The organism is Mycobacterium sp. NGS49 (genome assembly GCF_059812565.1).
Genome location: NZ_JCALCX010000003.1, coordinates 138,444 through 153,202 on the forward strand (window position 1 = coordinate 138,444; position 14,759 = coordinate 153,202).

The following is a 14,759-nucleotide window of genomic DNA, read 5'->3' on the forward strand; positions in this document are numbered from 1 at the left end:
TCGTCAAGCCGGCACGGCGCGCCTGCCGAACCGGCTACGGGCGCGGATACCCGCGCCGCACGGTCCGGTCCAGGATGCCCAGCGTCGCCCGCAGCGCCCCTTCGGAGATGACCGGGAAGATGCCCGCATCCCGCCACTGCTGGTCGATGTCCGACCAGTCGTAGAAAGACGTCACGACGGTGGCCGCACCGTCGTCGGTGGGTTGCAGGCGGTACCCGTAGACGTGGCCGATCTGCGGCCGGATCTGGCCGAGGATGGTCCAGGCGATCAGCCGATCCGGCTCGAACTCGCTGATCTCGACCGTCACGTCGTACTTCCCCAACTGCGGGAAGTCGTTCAAGGACTCGCGATCCATGTGCACGACGAAACTATCACCCACAGCCTGTACCGGATCGCCGTCTGCGTCCTGCAGCATCCCCGACGAATCGATGGCGACGTGTCCCTGCGGGTCGCAGAGCAGCGCGAAGATGTCTGCGGCAGGAGCCGGGATGGTGCGTTCGGATTCGATGCGTTCGGTCACCCCGCTCACACTACGACTCCGCAATCAACCGATCAGCTTGGTCAGCCAGTTCGGATTCTGCAGGTCCACGCCCCCACTACCGTCCCAGACGAAGGGTGTGCCGTTGGCATTGAACCCGGCCAGTGACGCGCTGGCATTGGTGGCTTTGGTTTGGGCGGTGCCGAGATCGGCGCCCGACTTGATGCAGTTGGTCGCCGTGTTGTTGGCCCCGATGGTTTGCGCCAGATGCGCGAGCTCGGCGTCCGTCCGATCGGCGGGTGCGTTCTCCTGCGGCTGGAAGTCGCTGCCGAACAGGGCAGCGTAAAAACTGCTGTAGACCTTCGGATCATTCTGCGCCGCAACGCAATATGACGCCGCTACGGCGCGAGTCGAGTAGTTCTTGGTGTGCGACTGCTCGTCGAGGAAATTCAACAGGTGATATCGAACCGCGAGCTTCTTATTGTTCACCGCGGTGTCGATGTCGCTGGCGTAGGACCTGATGAAAGCACCGCAGGGCGGGCAGATCGGTTCGTTGAAGACGTCGATCGTTGCGACGGCCTCGGAGCTGCCGACGAAGACACCGTCATTGAGCACGTTCAGTTGTACCGCATCCGGGGCCGGCGGCGGCGTCGACGATTTGGGCGGTGAGCCTGGGTGCTTGGACTGGGAAAAGCCGACGATCAGCCCGCCCGCGACCGCGACGATCAGGGTTACCGCGAATCCGGCCCAGAACCACGGCTTACGCAGCAGGCCGGCCGGACGCGGCGGTGGTTGACCCCACGGCGGCGCGCCGGTGGCCGCGGCAGGCGTGGTTCCCCAGCCGTGCGTGCCGGCCCACCCCGGGCCTCCCTGGCCGGCTGCAGCCGGCTGCGTTCCGGGAGCGGCGGGTGGCCAGGTTGACCCTTGCGGTACCACAGGCGGTGGCGTAGCCGGGAAGCTTGCGGGCGTCTGACCGGCATATTGCGGCGGCACTTTGCCGACCTGACTGCGCTCGAGAATGTCGGCGGCACGGTCCTGGTCTGGTGTGGCCAGCGCCGCGTAGGCCGCTGCCGAGAGGTCACCGCAGGTGGGATAGCGATCGGCGGGATCCTTGGCCATACCGCGGGCGATCACCTCGTCGAAAGCCGCCGGAACACCCGGGCGCGCGACGCTGGGCCGCGGAACGGCCTGATTCAGGTGGGCGCCCATCACGCTGAGCTGGTCGCCCCGGTACGGCGGGGATCCGGCCAGGCACTCGTACAGCACACAGGCCAATGCGTAGATATCGGCCCGGTAGGTCACTTCGGCCTCGCCGAAACGCTCCGGCGCCATGTAGTACAGAGTTCCGACCGTGCTGCCGATCTGGGTGAGCTTCTCGTCGGTGCCGGCACTGGCGATGCCGAAATCGACCAGGTACGCGAAGTCGTCGGCGCTGACCAGTATGTTCTCCGGTTTGACGTCACGATGCGTCACACCTGCTGCGTGTGCGGCGTCCAGCGCTGCCCCGATCTGCCGAATGATCGCCACGGCGCGCGGCGGGGTGAGCGGGCCATAGCGCTTCAGGATGGCGGCCAGGTCTTTGCCGTCGATCAACCGCATGTCCACATACAACTGACCGTCGATCTCGCCGTAGTCGTGAATCGGCACCACATGCGGTTCCTGCAACCGTCCCGCGGTACGCGCCTCGCGTTGCATCCGGGTGCGGAAGACCGGGTCTTGCGACAGCGACTGTGACATCAGTTTGAGCGCGACGACCCGTTCCCGCACCGTGTCCTCGGCCTCGTATACGTCACCCATTCCGCCGCGCCCGACCAGGCGCCGCAACCGGTACGGACCGAATTGCGTCCCCACCCGCGAACCCTCGGACGTGTCTCCCATCGCCGACTCCTCACCCGCCTTTCGCGCAGCTAACCGATCCGAAGGCGCCTTCGCGCCCCCGACCATTACCTGCGTCGGACACGAGTACGCGGTGGCGTGCCAGGCATAAGGCTAATGGCTCCAGTAGGCGCTGGGCGCGCTTACCAGGGAGCCCACCCTTACCGAACACATAGCTGATTGCGCCTCTAGCAAGGGCAGCCTAAATTAAATTAGGTTATCCAAAGCTTAGTTTGGCCGTCGTCGACCCTGGCCCGCCAACCCGACCCACGAAAGGGCACCGATGACCGTGTGGATGGCGCTTCCGCCCGAGGTGCACTCCAGCCTGTTGAGCAGCGGACCGGGACCGCGCTCGCTGTTGGCCGCCGCATCGGGATGGGCCACCCTCAGTGCCGAGCTGACACAGGTCGCGACCGAGCTGTCGGCGATACTTGCCACCGTTCAGGGTGGAGCCTGGGATGGCCCCACGGCGGCGCGCTACACCGCGGGCCATGAGCCATACCTTGGTTGGCTGGTCCAGGCCAGTGCCAAGTGTGCCGGCGCGGCGGCGCAGCACGAGGCGGCCGCGACCGCCTATACCGCTGCGCTGGCGGCCATGCCGACCCTTGCCGAACTGACGGCCAATCACGCCCTGCACGGGATGCTGATCGCGACCAACTTCTTCGGCATCAATACGATCCCGATTGCACTGAACGAAGCCGACTATGCCCGCCTGTGGATGCAGGCCGCCACGACTATGGCCGCCTATCAAGCACTTTCGGCGTCCGCTGTGACCGCGGTGACGCCTACCGACACGGCGCCGCCGATCGGTACGGCCGAACCGGCCAAGTACCCGCCCACCGATCCCATCGAGGAGTTGCTGGCCTGGTCGGAGCACTTTTCCGGCATGTACCGGGCACTCAAGGGTCTGCTCACCAATCCCTTCGGCACGGTGGTGCAGATCATCACCGACTTCGCCATCAATCCGGCGACCGCGATGACCACCTGGCTTCCGCTGATCTACGTGTTCGCCTACGCCGCGACGTTCGCGCTGCTGGGATCGCCCATCTACAACGTCATCATGGCACCCGGCCTCGGTGCGCTGCCGCTCGCGATCGGCCTGTCCGCCCTGTGCGCACCTCCGGAGATCCCGGTGGGACTGGCCGACCATGCGCCGGTGCCTGCGGGTGCGCAACGCGTCATACCCGTAGCCGGCATCGCCCCGACGGCGTCTTTGACGGCGGGTGCCGCACCGGCAGTCAACCCTGCCCCGCCAGCGCCGGCGCCTGCCGCCTCCGCCACCGGCCCGCCCGGGCCATCCGGCGGGCCCACCTACCTCGTCGGCGGCGCGGGCCCCGGCCCGGTGGTCGGTCCCGCCGTGCGCGACCAGGCAACCGTGCGCGCCCCGGCGTCGCGGATCGCCGCCTCGTCCGTGGCCACGACCAGCTGCACAGGCCAGTCCCCCAGACGCCGCCGCGGCGACCTCGACAGTCGCGGCTACCGCGAGGAATACCTGACCATGGATGTCACGGCGGCTCTGGCCGGCCACTCGGATGCGGGTGCAGGACCGATCGGATTCACTGGCACGGCAACGAAATCCGGCATCGCAGCTGCCAGTGGGCTGATTACCGCCGACGGCAACTCGTTCACCGGCGCACCGACGGTGCCGATGACGCCGAGCACCTGGGACCCCGATGACACGAGCCGGCGGGCGTGAGAGCCGGGAATCACCGGGTCCGCTGTTGCGGCCGGCCCTCACGCCCGACGACGGTCTTTGCGAACGTCGTTCAGAGGATGTAGAGCATCTCCTGGTAGGTGGGCAGTGGCCAAAGGTCGTCGGCCACCACACCTTCCAACGCGTCGGCCGCTGCCCGCACCGCCTCCATCGCCGGCAGCAGCTGCTGCTGGGCGTGCTGAGCCTCCTCGAGCGCTGAGGTCGCTGATTGATCGCTCAGCGCGGTCTTCAACGTGACAAGTGCGGCGGTCAGGTCCGCGAGTGGAGCGGAAACCGCATGCAGCGCAACGGTGTCCGGTTCGACGCCGGCAGCCTTCAGCGTCGCGACATTCTGTGCAAGCTCGGTCTGGTAGCGAACGGCTGCCGGCAAGATGACCGTCGTCCCCATTTCCAGCGCCAGCTTGGCCTCCACCGCAATGGTCAGCGCGTACTGCTCCAACCGCACCTCATAACGGCTGTGCAACTCGCGCTCGCTGAAAACGCCGTATTTCTCGAAAACCTCGACCGCCTCCGGCTTGATCAGCTCCGGGATGGCGTCCAGCGTCGTTCTGAGGTTCGGCAGTCCACGCTCGGCCGCCTCGATCTGCCAGTTCTCCGAGTAGCCGTCGCCGTTGAACACCACCGCACCGTGCTCGGTGATGACGTCGGTGAGCAATTTCTGCACCGCGGCATCGAAATCCTCGCCGTTCTCGACGGCCCCTTCCAGAATTGTCGCCAGGTAGTCGAAAGAGTCGGCCATGATCGTGTTCAGGACGATCATGGGCACCGCGACCGTCTGCCCGGAGCCCGGGGCCCGGAACTCGAATCGGTTGCCGGTGAACGCGAATGGGCTGGTGCGGTTGCGGTCACCGGCGTCGGTGGGCAACGGGGGCAGCGTGTCCACACCAATGATCATCGTGCCCTTGCCTTTTGACGACGTGGCCGCGCCCTTGGCGATCTGCTCGAACACATCGGCGAGCTGCTCGCCGAGGAAGATCGAAATGATCGCGGGCGGCGCCTCGTTGGCCCCCAGCCGATGGTCGTTGGTGGCCGAGGCGACCGACACCCGCAGCAGCCCCGCGAACTTGTGCACGGCCCGGATCACCGCCGCGCAGAACACCAGGAATTGGGCGTTCTCGTGCGGCGTGTCACCCGGCACCAGCAGCGATCCCAACTCGGAGTTGCCCAGCGAGAAGTTCACGTGCTTGCCGGAGCCGTTCACCCCGGCGAACGGCTTCTCGTGAAACAGGCACTCCATCCCGTGCTTCTTGGCGATCGTCTTGAAAATCGTCATCAGCAGCTGCTGATGGTCAGAGGCGATGTTGGCCCGCTCGAACATCGGCGCCACCTCGAATTGGCCCGGAGCCACCTCGTTATGCCGCGTCTTGGCCGGAATGCCGAGTTTGAACAGCTCGCGCTCGGTGTCCATCATGAAGCCCAGGACACGCTCGGGCACGGCACCGAAGTAGTGGTCGTCGAATTCCTGACCCTTGGGCGGTTTCGCGCCGAACAGCGTGCGCCCGGCATTGATCAAGTCCGGTCGCGCCAGGAAGAAGTGCCGGTCGATCAGGAAGTACTCCTGCTCCGGCCCGCAGAAAGACACCACCTTGTTCAGGTCCTGATGACCGAACAGCGCCAGAATGCGCTCTGCATGAATGCCCATCGCCTGCTGGCTACGCAGCAGCGGAGTCTTGTAGTCCAGCGCCTCGCCGGTCATCGACACGAAAACCGTTGGGATGCATAGCGTGTTGCCGTTCGGGTTCTCCAGAATGTAGGCCGGGCTGGTGACGTCCCAGCCGGTATAGCCGCGTGCTTCGAAAGTGCTGCGCAGGCCGCCCGACGGGAAACTGGACGCATCTGGCTCACCCTGAATGAGCGTCTTGCCGGCAAACTCGGCAAGCGTCTGCCCGTCCGAGACAGGCTCGAGGAAACTGTCGTGCTTCTCGGCCGTCAGCCCGGTCATCGGGTAGAACACGTGCGCGTAGTGGGTGGCACCTCGTTCCAGCGCCCAGTCCTTCATCGCCACCGCCACCGTGTCGGCGACTGCGGGGTCCAGCTTGGCGCCCTTCTCGATGGTCGCCACGATCGACTTGTACACCGATTTGGGCAGCCGCGCCTGCATCTCGGCCTTGGTGAACACGTTGGAGCCGAAGACCTCGCCGGGGGCCTCGCCCGGTACAAAACTGATCGCCGGGGGTATGTATGCCTCGACATTGTTGATCGCCTGCAGGCGGACCGCGTTTCCGCTCAATTCAGTTCCTATCGCCATCTTGCTTTGAGGGGGTCCGTCGCTCATCGCTTGACGGACCCTAGACCGCCTCACCGTAGGGAGGTTCGATGGCGATCTTGTTACGCAGGCGTCAACGGTGGCGCAGCATTGGTTGCGAACGTGAGACGCGATGAATCGGGGATGTGACGTGCAGCAACTGAGCTGGAGCGACGACATGATGCTGCGGGCCGAAGGCCCGGCCACGCCGTTACAGATTCAGATGCTCCTGATCTACGACCCGTCGACCGCCCCGGGCGGCAAGGTGACTTTCAAAGGCATCTTGGCGGAACTCGACGCCAGGCTGCACCTCGCCGATGTTTTCCGGCGACGCCTGACCGAGCTGCCCGGCGGCCTGCACATGCCCTACTGGGTCGAGGATCCGAACTTCGACCTCGAGTACCACGTCCGCCACATCGGGCTGCCGCAACCCGGTGACTGGCGGCAGCTGTGCATCCAGGTCGCACGGCTGCACGCCCGGCAGATCGATCTGCGCCGTCCGCCGTGGGAGATCACCGTGATCGAGGGGTTGAACGCGGTGCCAGGGGTGCCAGCGGGCTGTTTTGCGATGGCGTTGAAGCTGCACCACTGCGCGGTCGACGGGATGGCGAGCGTTCAGATGATCGCGGCGCTGCACGACCTGGCTGCCGACAACCCCCGCCCGGCGGGACCGGATCGGCCGTGGCGCCCGGCGGCGCTGCCGTCGACCTCCGATCTGCTGTCGCGAACGGCGGTCAATGCGGCGCTGTACCCGGTACGGGCCGGCAAGGTCGTATTGTCGAGTGCACCGCAGCTGCTGCGAGGTCTGGCGGGTTTGCCGGGCAAGCTGGTGGGCGGCGTGATAAGCAGTGTCGCCGAAGGCAATCGGCCCACGTTCGCACCCAGGACCCGATTCAACCAGACGGCGTCACCGCACCGCGTGTTCGAGGCCCGGTTCCACGATCTCGCCGATTTCAAGAGGATCAAGGCGCGGGTGCCCGGCGCAACCGTCAACGACGTTGCGCTCGCCTACGTCGGCGGCGCCCTGCGCGAGTACCTCACCGGTCACGGCGAGCTGCCTGATGAGTCGCTCGTCGCAGCCTGCCCGATCTCGCTACGCGAAGCCGGCGATACGAGCAGCAGAGGAAACCTGCTGGCCGGCCGGCTGCAGCCACTTGCGACCGACGTCGCCGACCCGCTCGAGCGACTGGCCGCCATTGCCGAATCGACCGCGCAGAGCCGTTCCGAAGCCGAGCAGTCGAACAGGACGCAGATGCTGGAACTGGTGGCCACCTTGCCGACAGCGCTGCTCGGGGTGACCGCCAAGGCCGCCAGCGTGCTCCCCTTCTCCGGCCCGACCGTCGCCAACACGACCGTCACCAACGTTCCGGGACCGACCGTCCCGATCTACTTCCGCGGGGCGCGCCTGGTGCGCGCCGCCGGTCTGGGTCCGCTGATCGGCGGATTGAACCTCTGCCACGTGGTAGCCAGCTACGACGGGACTCTGTCGATCAGCGCCACCGCGGATCGCGACGCTCTGCCCGACCCTGCTTGGTATGCGCAGTGCATGGACAGCGCCTTCCGGGAACTGCTGGCCGCGGCGCGATAGCGTGCTCTGGTGACGACCGACGATCGGCCATCAAACCAATTGCGGCGCAGCCTCGGTGTGGGCGACGCGGTGGTGATCGGCCTCAGCTCGATGATCGGTGCGGGGATCTTCGCGGCGCTGACGCCGGCGGCGCGGGCGGCCGGGGCCGGTCTGTTGATCGGCTTGGCAACCGCGGGTGCACTGGCGTACTGCAACGCAACCTCGTCGGCACGGTTGGCCGCGCTCTATCCCGCCTCCGGGGGCACCTATGTCTACGGGCGGGAGCGCCTGGGCGAGTTCTGGGGGTTTCTCGCCGGCTGGGGATTCGTTATCGGCAAGACCGCCTCCTGTGCCGCGATGGCCCTGACAGTCGGGACATACGCATGGCCGGCCCACGCCCACGCCGTCGCGGTGGTCTCGGTGCTGGGCCTGACGGTCGTGAACTACCTGGGTGTGCAGAAGTCGACCTGGCTTGCCCGCAGCATCGTGGCCACCGTGCTGCTCGTCTTGGCAGCGGTCGTCGTGGCCTCGTTCGGCTTCGGCGGCGGTGACCTGGTCGCGCATCTGACGAGCTTTCCGGGCATCACGGTCGGCGGGGTTTTGCAGTCCGCGGGGCTGCTGTTCTTCGCGTTCGCCGGTTATGCCCGCATTGCCACGCTGGGCGAGGAAGTTCGCGACCCGGCCCGCTCCATTCCGCGGGCGATATCGATCGCGCTGGCGATCACTCTGGCCGTCTACACCACCGTCGCGGTGGCCGTACTGACGGTGCTCGGGCCGCAACGGCTCGCTTCGGCGGCCCGGCCCCTGGTGGAGGCGGTGCGCGCCACAGGTGCCGACTGGCTGGTGCCGGTGGTGGCGGTCGGCGCGGTACTGGCTGCGCTGGGGTCGTTGCTGTCGCTGCTGCTGGGGGTCTCCCGAACCACGCTGGCGATGGCGCGCGACCGCCACCTTCCGCGCCGGCTTGATGCCGTGCATCCGCGGTTCGCGGTGCCGCATCGCGCGGAGGTTGCGGTCGGGCTAGTGGCCGCGGCGTTGGCGGCGGCGGTTGATCTGCGCGGTGCAATCGGCTTCTCGTCGTTCGCGGTGCTGGTCTACTACGCGATCGCAAACGCGTCCGCCTTCACCCTGCGGCCCGACGAAGCTGCGCCGCCCAAGGTCATTCCGGTGGTCGGCGCACTGGGCTGCGTCGTCGTGGCATTCGCCCTGCCGTTGACATCGGTGATCGCGGGTACCGTGTTCCTCGCTCTGGGCGCGGTGGTGTTCTGGGTTCGACGCTTGGTGAGGCGAGATCGGTGAGCCTTCGCTTGCTGGCGTGACTCGCGCGGCTGCGGTTGGCTTGACCCCGTGATCGACGATCAGAGCGGCCGGCCTCACCCCTCCGAACCCCACCGAGAAGGTGAATCCGGCAGATTGAACTGGCTGCGAGCTGCGGTGCTCGGCGCCAACGACGGTGTGGTCTCGGTAGCCGGCCTCGTGGTCGGGGTTGCCGGATCCACCGCCGCCCGCGGGCCCATCTTCACCGCCGGACTGGCCGGCCTGGTCGCCGGCGCCGTATCGATGGCACTGGGCGAGTACGTCTCGGTGTCCAGTCAACGCGACAGTGAACGGGCGATGCTCGCCAAAGAGCGTCGCGAGCTGCGTGAAACGCCCGACACCGAGCTGGCCGAACTCACCGCCATCTATGAAGCCAAGGGCCTGACGCCTGGAACCGCGGAGCAGGTCGCGAGAGAACTGACCGCCCACAATGCGTTCGCTGCCCACGCGGAAGCCGAACTGAACCTCGATCCCGAGGAACTGACCAATCCGTGGCATGCCGCGGCGGCATCGGCCGGCTCCTTCGTCGCCGGCGCGCTCCTCCCCCTCGTCGCGATTCTCCTTCCTCCCGCCGCCTGGCGGGTACCGCTGACGTTCGTTGCGGTGCTGGTCGCCCTGGGTCTGGCCGGTGCGCTCAGCGCCGGGATCGGCGGCAGCAGTGTGCGCCGCGCAGTGCTGCGTGTCACGGTCGGCGGCGCCGCTGGACTTGCCCTCACCTACGGAATCGGTCACCTGTTCGGCACTGCGGTGACCTGACCTGCACGCTTAGGTCCCCACAGGAGAGGACCTTTGGCACGCGCGATTGCCCGGCTTGTTGAATAGCCTGGTCATCATGACGTATGAAAGCCAAGACCACGTCGGCGGCACCATTCTGTCCGCCCACGAATGCTGGGAGCTGCTGGCCGGCATTACGTTGGGCCGGTTGGTGACGGCCGTCGACGGTCGCCCCGAGATCTTTCCGGTCAACTACGTTGTGCAACGAAAGACGATTTTGTTCCGGACCGCCGGCGGCACCAAGTTGGTCAGCACGGCGATCAACAACAACGTGGTGTTCGAAGTGGACGACCACAACGTCGCCGAAGGCTGGAGCGTCATCATCAAGGGCACCGCACGTTCGGTGCGCAGCGACGAGGACATCGCTGAGGCCGAACGTGCGCACCTGCTGCCGTGGACGGACTCGGACAAAACGCATTATGTGCGGGTGATTCCCGAGTCGGTGACGGGCCGCCGGTTTCAGTTCAGCCCGCGGGCAACCCCGCACATCGCGGCGAGCACCGAAACCCGGTAGGACTCAGTCGCCGGTACGCGCGAAGGTCACCTCGACGTCGGTACTCGGGCAGGCGCTGCCGGTGATTTCCTCGTGACCATGACCGGCGAGTAGCGTGACCGGGTCTTGCAGCGGCTGCGGAAGGGTAAAGGGCACAACGATTCTCACGTGCGCCATGCCGCCCTTGTAGCACCTGCCGTCGAACTCCCGGTCGTAGGTCCACGTTCCGTCTGCGTAGAGCAGCACCATCGCGGTGGCCGGCGCGGTGTGGAAAAGGCTCAGGCACCGGGTGCCGGTGCGCAGGCAATCGGTCCGCACCGAGTAGTCGAGTTGCTCTTTGAAACCGTTGGGCTGGACCGATGTCTGATGGTAGTGCCCATGCAGGGCCGCCGCGGGGGAGGTCACCCGCGGCGGGAGTGCGGCGGGGTCGGGCAGGCTGTTGACGTCGGTGTCGCCGGTGCGGGTGAACGTCACGGTGCGTTTGTTGGCACACCCCTTGGCCATCGTCTGGGTGGCCTCACCGGCGAGTGAGCCGTCTGGCCGGGGCTGTAGCGAAATCGTCTCCCACACTTCACCTTCCACGTCGCCACAGGTGCTCGTGCCGACACCGGCCGCAACCCAGTTGCCGTCGACCTGGTCCCACTCCATGGTCGGCACCTGCATGGTGTCGCCGCCCTGTCGAGACGACGTCGCCACGCATCCGGCAGCTCCACACACCGAACGCACCGACCATGTTTCGGTACTCGGCGTCACTGCAACCGGGGCGGGCTGGCCATCGACACCGGTCACCACGCCGAATTCGACTTGATAGGAACCGGTGAACGGACCCGTGTTGGGTGCTGGTGCGGTGGTTGACGCAGCGGGAGCCTTTGCCGCCACACTCTCCTGATAGCGCGAGCTGAGCTTTTCCCCCGCATAGACACCGCCGCCGATCAGCAGTGCGATGCAGGCCACGGCGCCGATCACGATCCGTGTTCGACGGCCGCGCCGGTTGATGGGCAAGGCCGGCAGTGTGACGCTGGTAGAGGTGGGTGGGTACTCGAGGGCGGCTCCCGGAATCTGGCCGGCATAGGCATAGCTGGGAGCCGACTGCCGGGTCAGATGATCGGCGAATTCCTGGCAGCTGGCGAACCGGCGGGCCGGATCCTTGGCCATCGCGGTGGCGAACACCCAATCCAGCCCGACCAGGTCGGGGCGGGACTCCCCCAGTGAGGGCGGCGGGGCGCTGACATGCTGGCTGATCACCACTGCCGAATTGGGGTCGTCGAACGGCGGGGCTCCGGTCAGTAGATGAAAAGCAGTGCACGCCAACGCGTACTGATCTGCCCGGCCATCGACGTGCTCGCCGCGCAGCTGCTCGGGCGCGGAGTAGTTCACCGTGCCTACCGTCATGTTGGTCGCGGTGAGGCCGACCGCGTCATCGATGCGCCGTGCGATACCGAAATCGGCCAGGTAGATTCCCGGCGGGTGGTGGCCGTCCTCTTCGAGCAGAATGTTCGCCGGCTTCACGTCGCGATGCAGCAGGCCGCGACCATGGGCGTAGTCCAACGCCGACGCGACCGCAGCGATGATTCGCACTACATCGTTCAATGGCATTCCGCCAGAAAATCTTTCGCGTAGCATCCGGGACGCATCGGTGCCCGGTACATAGTCCATGGACAGCCAGAACTGGCCACCCTGCTCACCACGATCGTGGATCCGCACGATGTGCGGATGTGAAAGACTCGCCGCCAATTCGGCCTCGCGCTCGAACCGGGCGCGAGACACCGCGTCGGACCCGAACTGCGCCGGCAGTATCTTCAGCGCATTCTCCCGCGGTAACCGCGGGTGCGCGGCGAGATACACCGTGCCCATCCCACCGGCACCCAATACCCGAATGATTCTGAATCCGGCAAACATCTGGCCGGTCGTCAACGTCAGCGGGTGAGTGGTGTCCACGATGTCTGTCCTTCTGCGTTGCGGTGAACCCTGTCGGGGCCGCCGGATGTGGCCGGCACCCATACCGTGCCGCGCGACGCTTGCCACATCTTGTCGCAACTCTTGCCAAATTCTTGCCTCAGAGGCAGCGGCTACCGGCTCGGCGCCTCGCGCAGTCCGAACCGCTCATGGAGGCGCGCCAATGGTTTCGGTGCCCACCAGTTGATCCGGCCGAGCACGTGCATGAACGCCGGCACCAGCACCATGCGGACCAGCGTCGCGTCGGCCACCACGGCCACCGTCAAGCCGAAACCGAACAACCGCATGAAGGAAACCTGAGCGGCCATCAGCGCCGAAAACGAGATCGTCATGATCAGCGCCGCAGCGGTGATCACCCGCGCCGTGTGGGCCACCCCGAGTGCGACGCTCTCGTCATTGGCGCCCGGCCCCTGCTCGGATGCCAACCAGTACTCCCGGATTCGCGAGATCAGAAATACCTCGTAATCCATGGACAAGCCGAATGCGATGCAGAACAACAGAACCGGCAACTGAACACCCAGGCTGCCGGTGGCCGCCGTGCCGAGTCCGCCCAAGTGCCCTTCCTGGAAGATCCACACCAGCGCGCCGAACGCGGCCGTCAGCGACAGCGTGTTCATCAACACGGCTTTGACGGGCAACACCACGCTGCCAGTCAGGAGGAACACCAGCACCAGCGTGATAGCAGCAATGAGCGTGAGCACCAGCGGCAGGCGAGACGCGATGGCGTGCACGCTGTCCCGGTTGCTCTGGGCCAGACCGGTCAGCCACGCTGACTTGCCCTGCGGCGGGGGCACCGCGTGCAGCCGGTCCAGCTGAGTTGTTGAAGCGGTGGTGTACAGCGCAGCGGTGGTCCCGACGGTCAGAAACGCACTACCATCCCTGAGTCCGTAAGGCGCCGAGGGTGGACCGAACCGCTCGCCGTCGACGAAGGTGCCGCCCATCCAGGCCACCCACTTCACCTCCGGCACCCGCGACAGCCGAGCGGCATACGAATCCCATTCCACCGCACTGACAGCGGCCGCATCCGGCAACACGACGGTGATGTCCCCGCGGGCGGAGAATTGAGTGCGCAGCAGATCCCCCACCTGGCGTGCCGAAGCTGAGGTGGGCAGAATCCGATCATCCGCGAAGCCCCACCGGGCCCGGTGAAACGGTGAGCCCAACAGCAGCAGGATCGCAATGACCGCGAGACCGATGGGCACCGAGTGCCGCATCACCGTTTTCGTCCAGTCGTACCAAGACCACCCCTGCGACGACCTCTTACTGCCGGCAGTGCCCCAGAAGATCCGGCGCATCATCGGACGCACATCCCAGGCGTCCAGACGCTGATCCAGCAGCGTGATCGCCGCCGGCGTGACGGTGATCGCTGCCGCTGCGGCGAACACCACCACCGCGGTTCCCGCATACGCGAACGACTTCAGGAAATAGGGCGGGAAGAGCACCATCGTCGCCATGGACAGCGCGACCGTCATCGCTGAGAACAACACGGTGCGGCCCGCGGTGGCCATGGTGTGAACCAGCGCCGCCTCCCGAGAATGGCCGTCTGCCAGCTCGTCGCGGAATCGGCTGAGTATCAGCAACGTGTAGTCCACTGCCAGCGCCATGCCCATTGCGACCGACAGGTTCAAGGCGAAGATCGACACGTCAGTGAACAGGGTGATGGTGCGCAGCGCCGCCAGTGAACCCAGGATCGCGAACACGCCGACGGCCACCGGCAAGGCCGCCGCAACCAGGCCACCGAATACCCACACCAGCACCAGAAAGCTCAGTGGCAGTGCCACCGACTCCATGACCAACAGGTCCTGCTGAGTCTGCGCGTTCACCTGCCAATAGACGGTGGCGTCGCCGCCGGCCCGCACGGTGATCCCGTCGCGGTCGTGCACGAGTTCGTCGGCCAGTCGCCTGGCGTTGAGCGGCGCCTTGCTCTCGCCACCGGAGATGGCGGCCACGATGAGCCCGGTTTTCCCGTCGCTACTGAACAGCGCCGGAGCCGCTTCGGGCGGCGCCGTCCACGCCGACTGCACGTCGCTGACGTCGGGCGAATTCTTCAGCTGCCGAAAGAGATCGACACCGACAGCCTTGGCTCGGGGTTCGTTCGCGCCGGCCGGGGAGGTTACTGCGATCACCATGGTCATATCGCCCCGGCCGAATTTCTGCGACAGCAGCGCGGAGGCTCTGGACGACTCGGACCCGGGGTCGAGTCCCCCACCCCCGGAGAGATGTTCGACGACGGGGACGCCGAAGACTGCGGCACCGATCATGACCAGCGCCGCCACGGCGATGACCCGGCGCGGAAAGGCGATGGCCAGGCGACTGATCCGGTACAGCACGGCTTTTCCTCTC

At 66.4% G+C, this 14,759-nt stretch carries 10 protein-coding genes; 5 read left to right on the top strand and 5 right to left on the bottom strand.

Features of this window, described 5'->3' with window-relative positions:
* Positions 1–34: 34 nt before the first annotated feature.
* The gene (locus tag AC5Y7D_RS04150) at positions 35–520 is read right to left on the bottom strand and encodes an SRPBCC family protein (protein WP_499921935.1); all 486 of its coding nucleotides are present in this window, start codon (positions 518–520) and stop codon (positions 35–37) included.
* A gap of 24 nt (positions 521–544) precedes the next feature.
* A complete protein-coding gene (locus AC5Y7D_RS04155; protein ID WP_499921937.1) occupies positions 545–2,356 on the bottom strand; it encodes a serine/threonine protein kinase PknE in 1,812 nt (603 codons plus the stop codon).
* Positions 2,357–2,636: 280 nt separating this feature from the next.
* Between AC5Y7D_RS04155 and AC5Y7D_RS04160 the strand changes: the two genes are divergently transcribed.
* Positions 2,637–4,049, top strand: a complete 1,413-nt coding sequence (locus AC5Y7D_RS04160; RefSeq protein WP_499921940.1) for a PPE family protein — start codon at positions 2,637–2,639, stop codon at positions 4,047–4,049.
* A 70-nt stretch (positions 4,050–4,119) separates the two neighbouring features.
* Here the strand turns inward: AC5Y7D_RS04160 and AC5Y7D_RS04165 are convergent, their stop codons facing one another.
* Positions 4,120–6,297, bottom strand: a complete 2,178-nt coding sequence (locus AC5Y7D_RS04165; protein WP_499921942.1) for a glutamine synthetase III family protein — start codon at positions 6,295–6,297, stop codon at positions 4,120–4,122.
* A gap of 166 nt (positions 6,298–6,463) precedes the next feature.
* Here AC5Y7D_RS04165 and AC5Y7D_RS04170 point away from each other — a divergent pair, with 166 nt between their 5' ends.
* The 4 genes from AC5Y7D_RS04170 (at position 6,464) to AC5Y7D_RS04185 (ending at position 10,481) form a co-directional block, all read left to right on the top strand.
* Entirely contained in the window at positions 6,464–7,900 is a 1,437-nt protein-coding gene (locus AC5Y7D_RS04170) for a WS/DGAT/MGAT family O-acyltransferase (protein ID WP_499921944.1), read from the top strand.
* A 90-nt stretch (positions 7,901–7,990) separates the two neighbouring features.
* The gene (locus AC5Y7D_RS04175; RefSeq protein WP_499922174.1) at positions 7,991–9,175 is read left to right on the top strand and encodes an APC family permease; all 1,185 of its coding nucleotides are present in this window, start codon (positions 7,991–7,993) and stop codon (positions 9,173–9,175) included.
* Between the two features lie 114 nt (positions 9,176–9,289).
* Positions 9,290–9,949, top strand: a complete 660-nt coding sequence (locus AC5Y7D_RS04180) for a VIT1/CCC1 transporter family protein (RefSeq protein WP_499921946.1) — start codon at positions 9,290–9,292, stop codon at positions 9,947–9,949.
* 76 nt (positions 9,950–10,025) lie between these two features.
* Positions 10,026–10,481 (top strand): pyridoxamine 5'-phosphate oxidase family protein, encoded by a 456-nt coding sequence (locus tag AC5Y7D_RS04185; RefSeq protein WP_499921948.1) that lies wholly within the window; start codon positions 10,026–10,028, stop codon positions 10,479–10,481.
* A 3-nt stretch (positions 10,482–10,484) separates the two neighbouring features.
* Here AC5Y7D_RS04185 and AC5Y7D_RS04190 read toward each other — a convergent pair whose 3' ends face one another.
* Together AC5Y7D_RS04190 and AC5Y7D_RS04195 are read right to left on the bottom strand one after the other, a co-directional pair.
* A complete protein-coding gene (locus AC5Y7D_RS04190; RefSeq protein WP_499921950.1) occupies positions 10,485–12,398 on the bottom strand; it encodes a serine/threonine-protein kinase in 1,914 nt (637 codons plus the stop codon).
* Positions 12,399–12,529: 131 nt separating this feature from the next.
* Entirely contained in the window at positions 12,530–14,746 is a 2,217-nt protein-coding gene (locus tag AC5Y7D_RS04195; RefSeq protein WP_499921952.1) for an MMPL family transporter, read from the bottom strand.
* Between the last annotated feature and the right edge of the window lie 13 nt (positions 14,747–14,759).

What these genes read in the sequence shown, in the direction of transcription:
- AC5Y7D_RS04155 (WP_499921937.1), bottom strand. Translation starts at nt 2,356, where the DNA reads ATGGGAGACACGTCCGAGGGTTCGCGGGTGGGGACGCAATTCGGTCCG.
- AC5Y7D_RS04185 (WP_499921948.1), top strand. Translation starts at nt 10,026, where the DNA reads ATGACGTATGAAAGCCAAGACCACGTCGGCGGCACCATTCTGTCCGCC.
- AC5Y7D_RS04160 (WP_499921940.1), top strand. Translation starts at nt 2,637, where the DNA reads ATGACCGTGTGGATGGCGCTTCCGCCCGAGGTGCACTCCAGCCTGTTG.
- AC5Y7D_RS04175 (WP_499922174.1), top strand. Translation starts at nt 7,991, where the DNA reads ATGATCGGTGCGGGGATCTTCGCGGCGCTGACGCCGGCGGCGCGGGCG.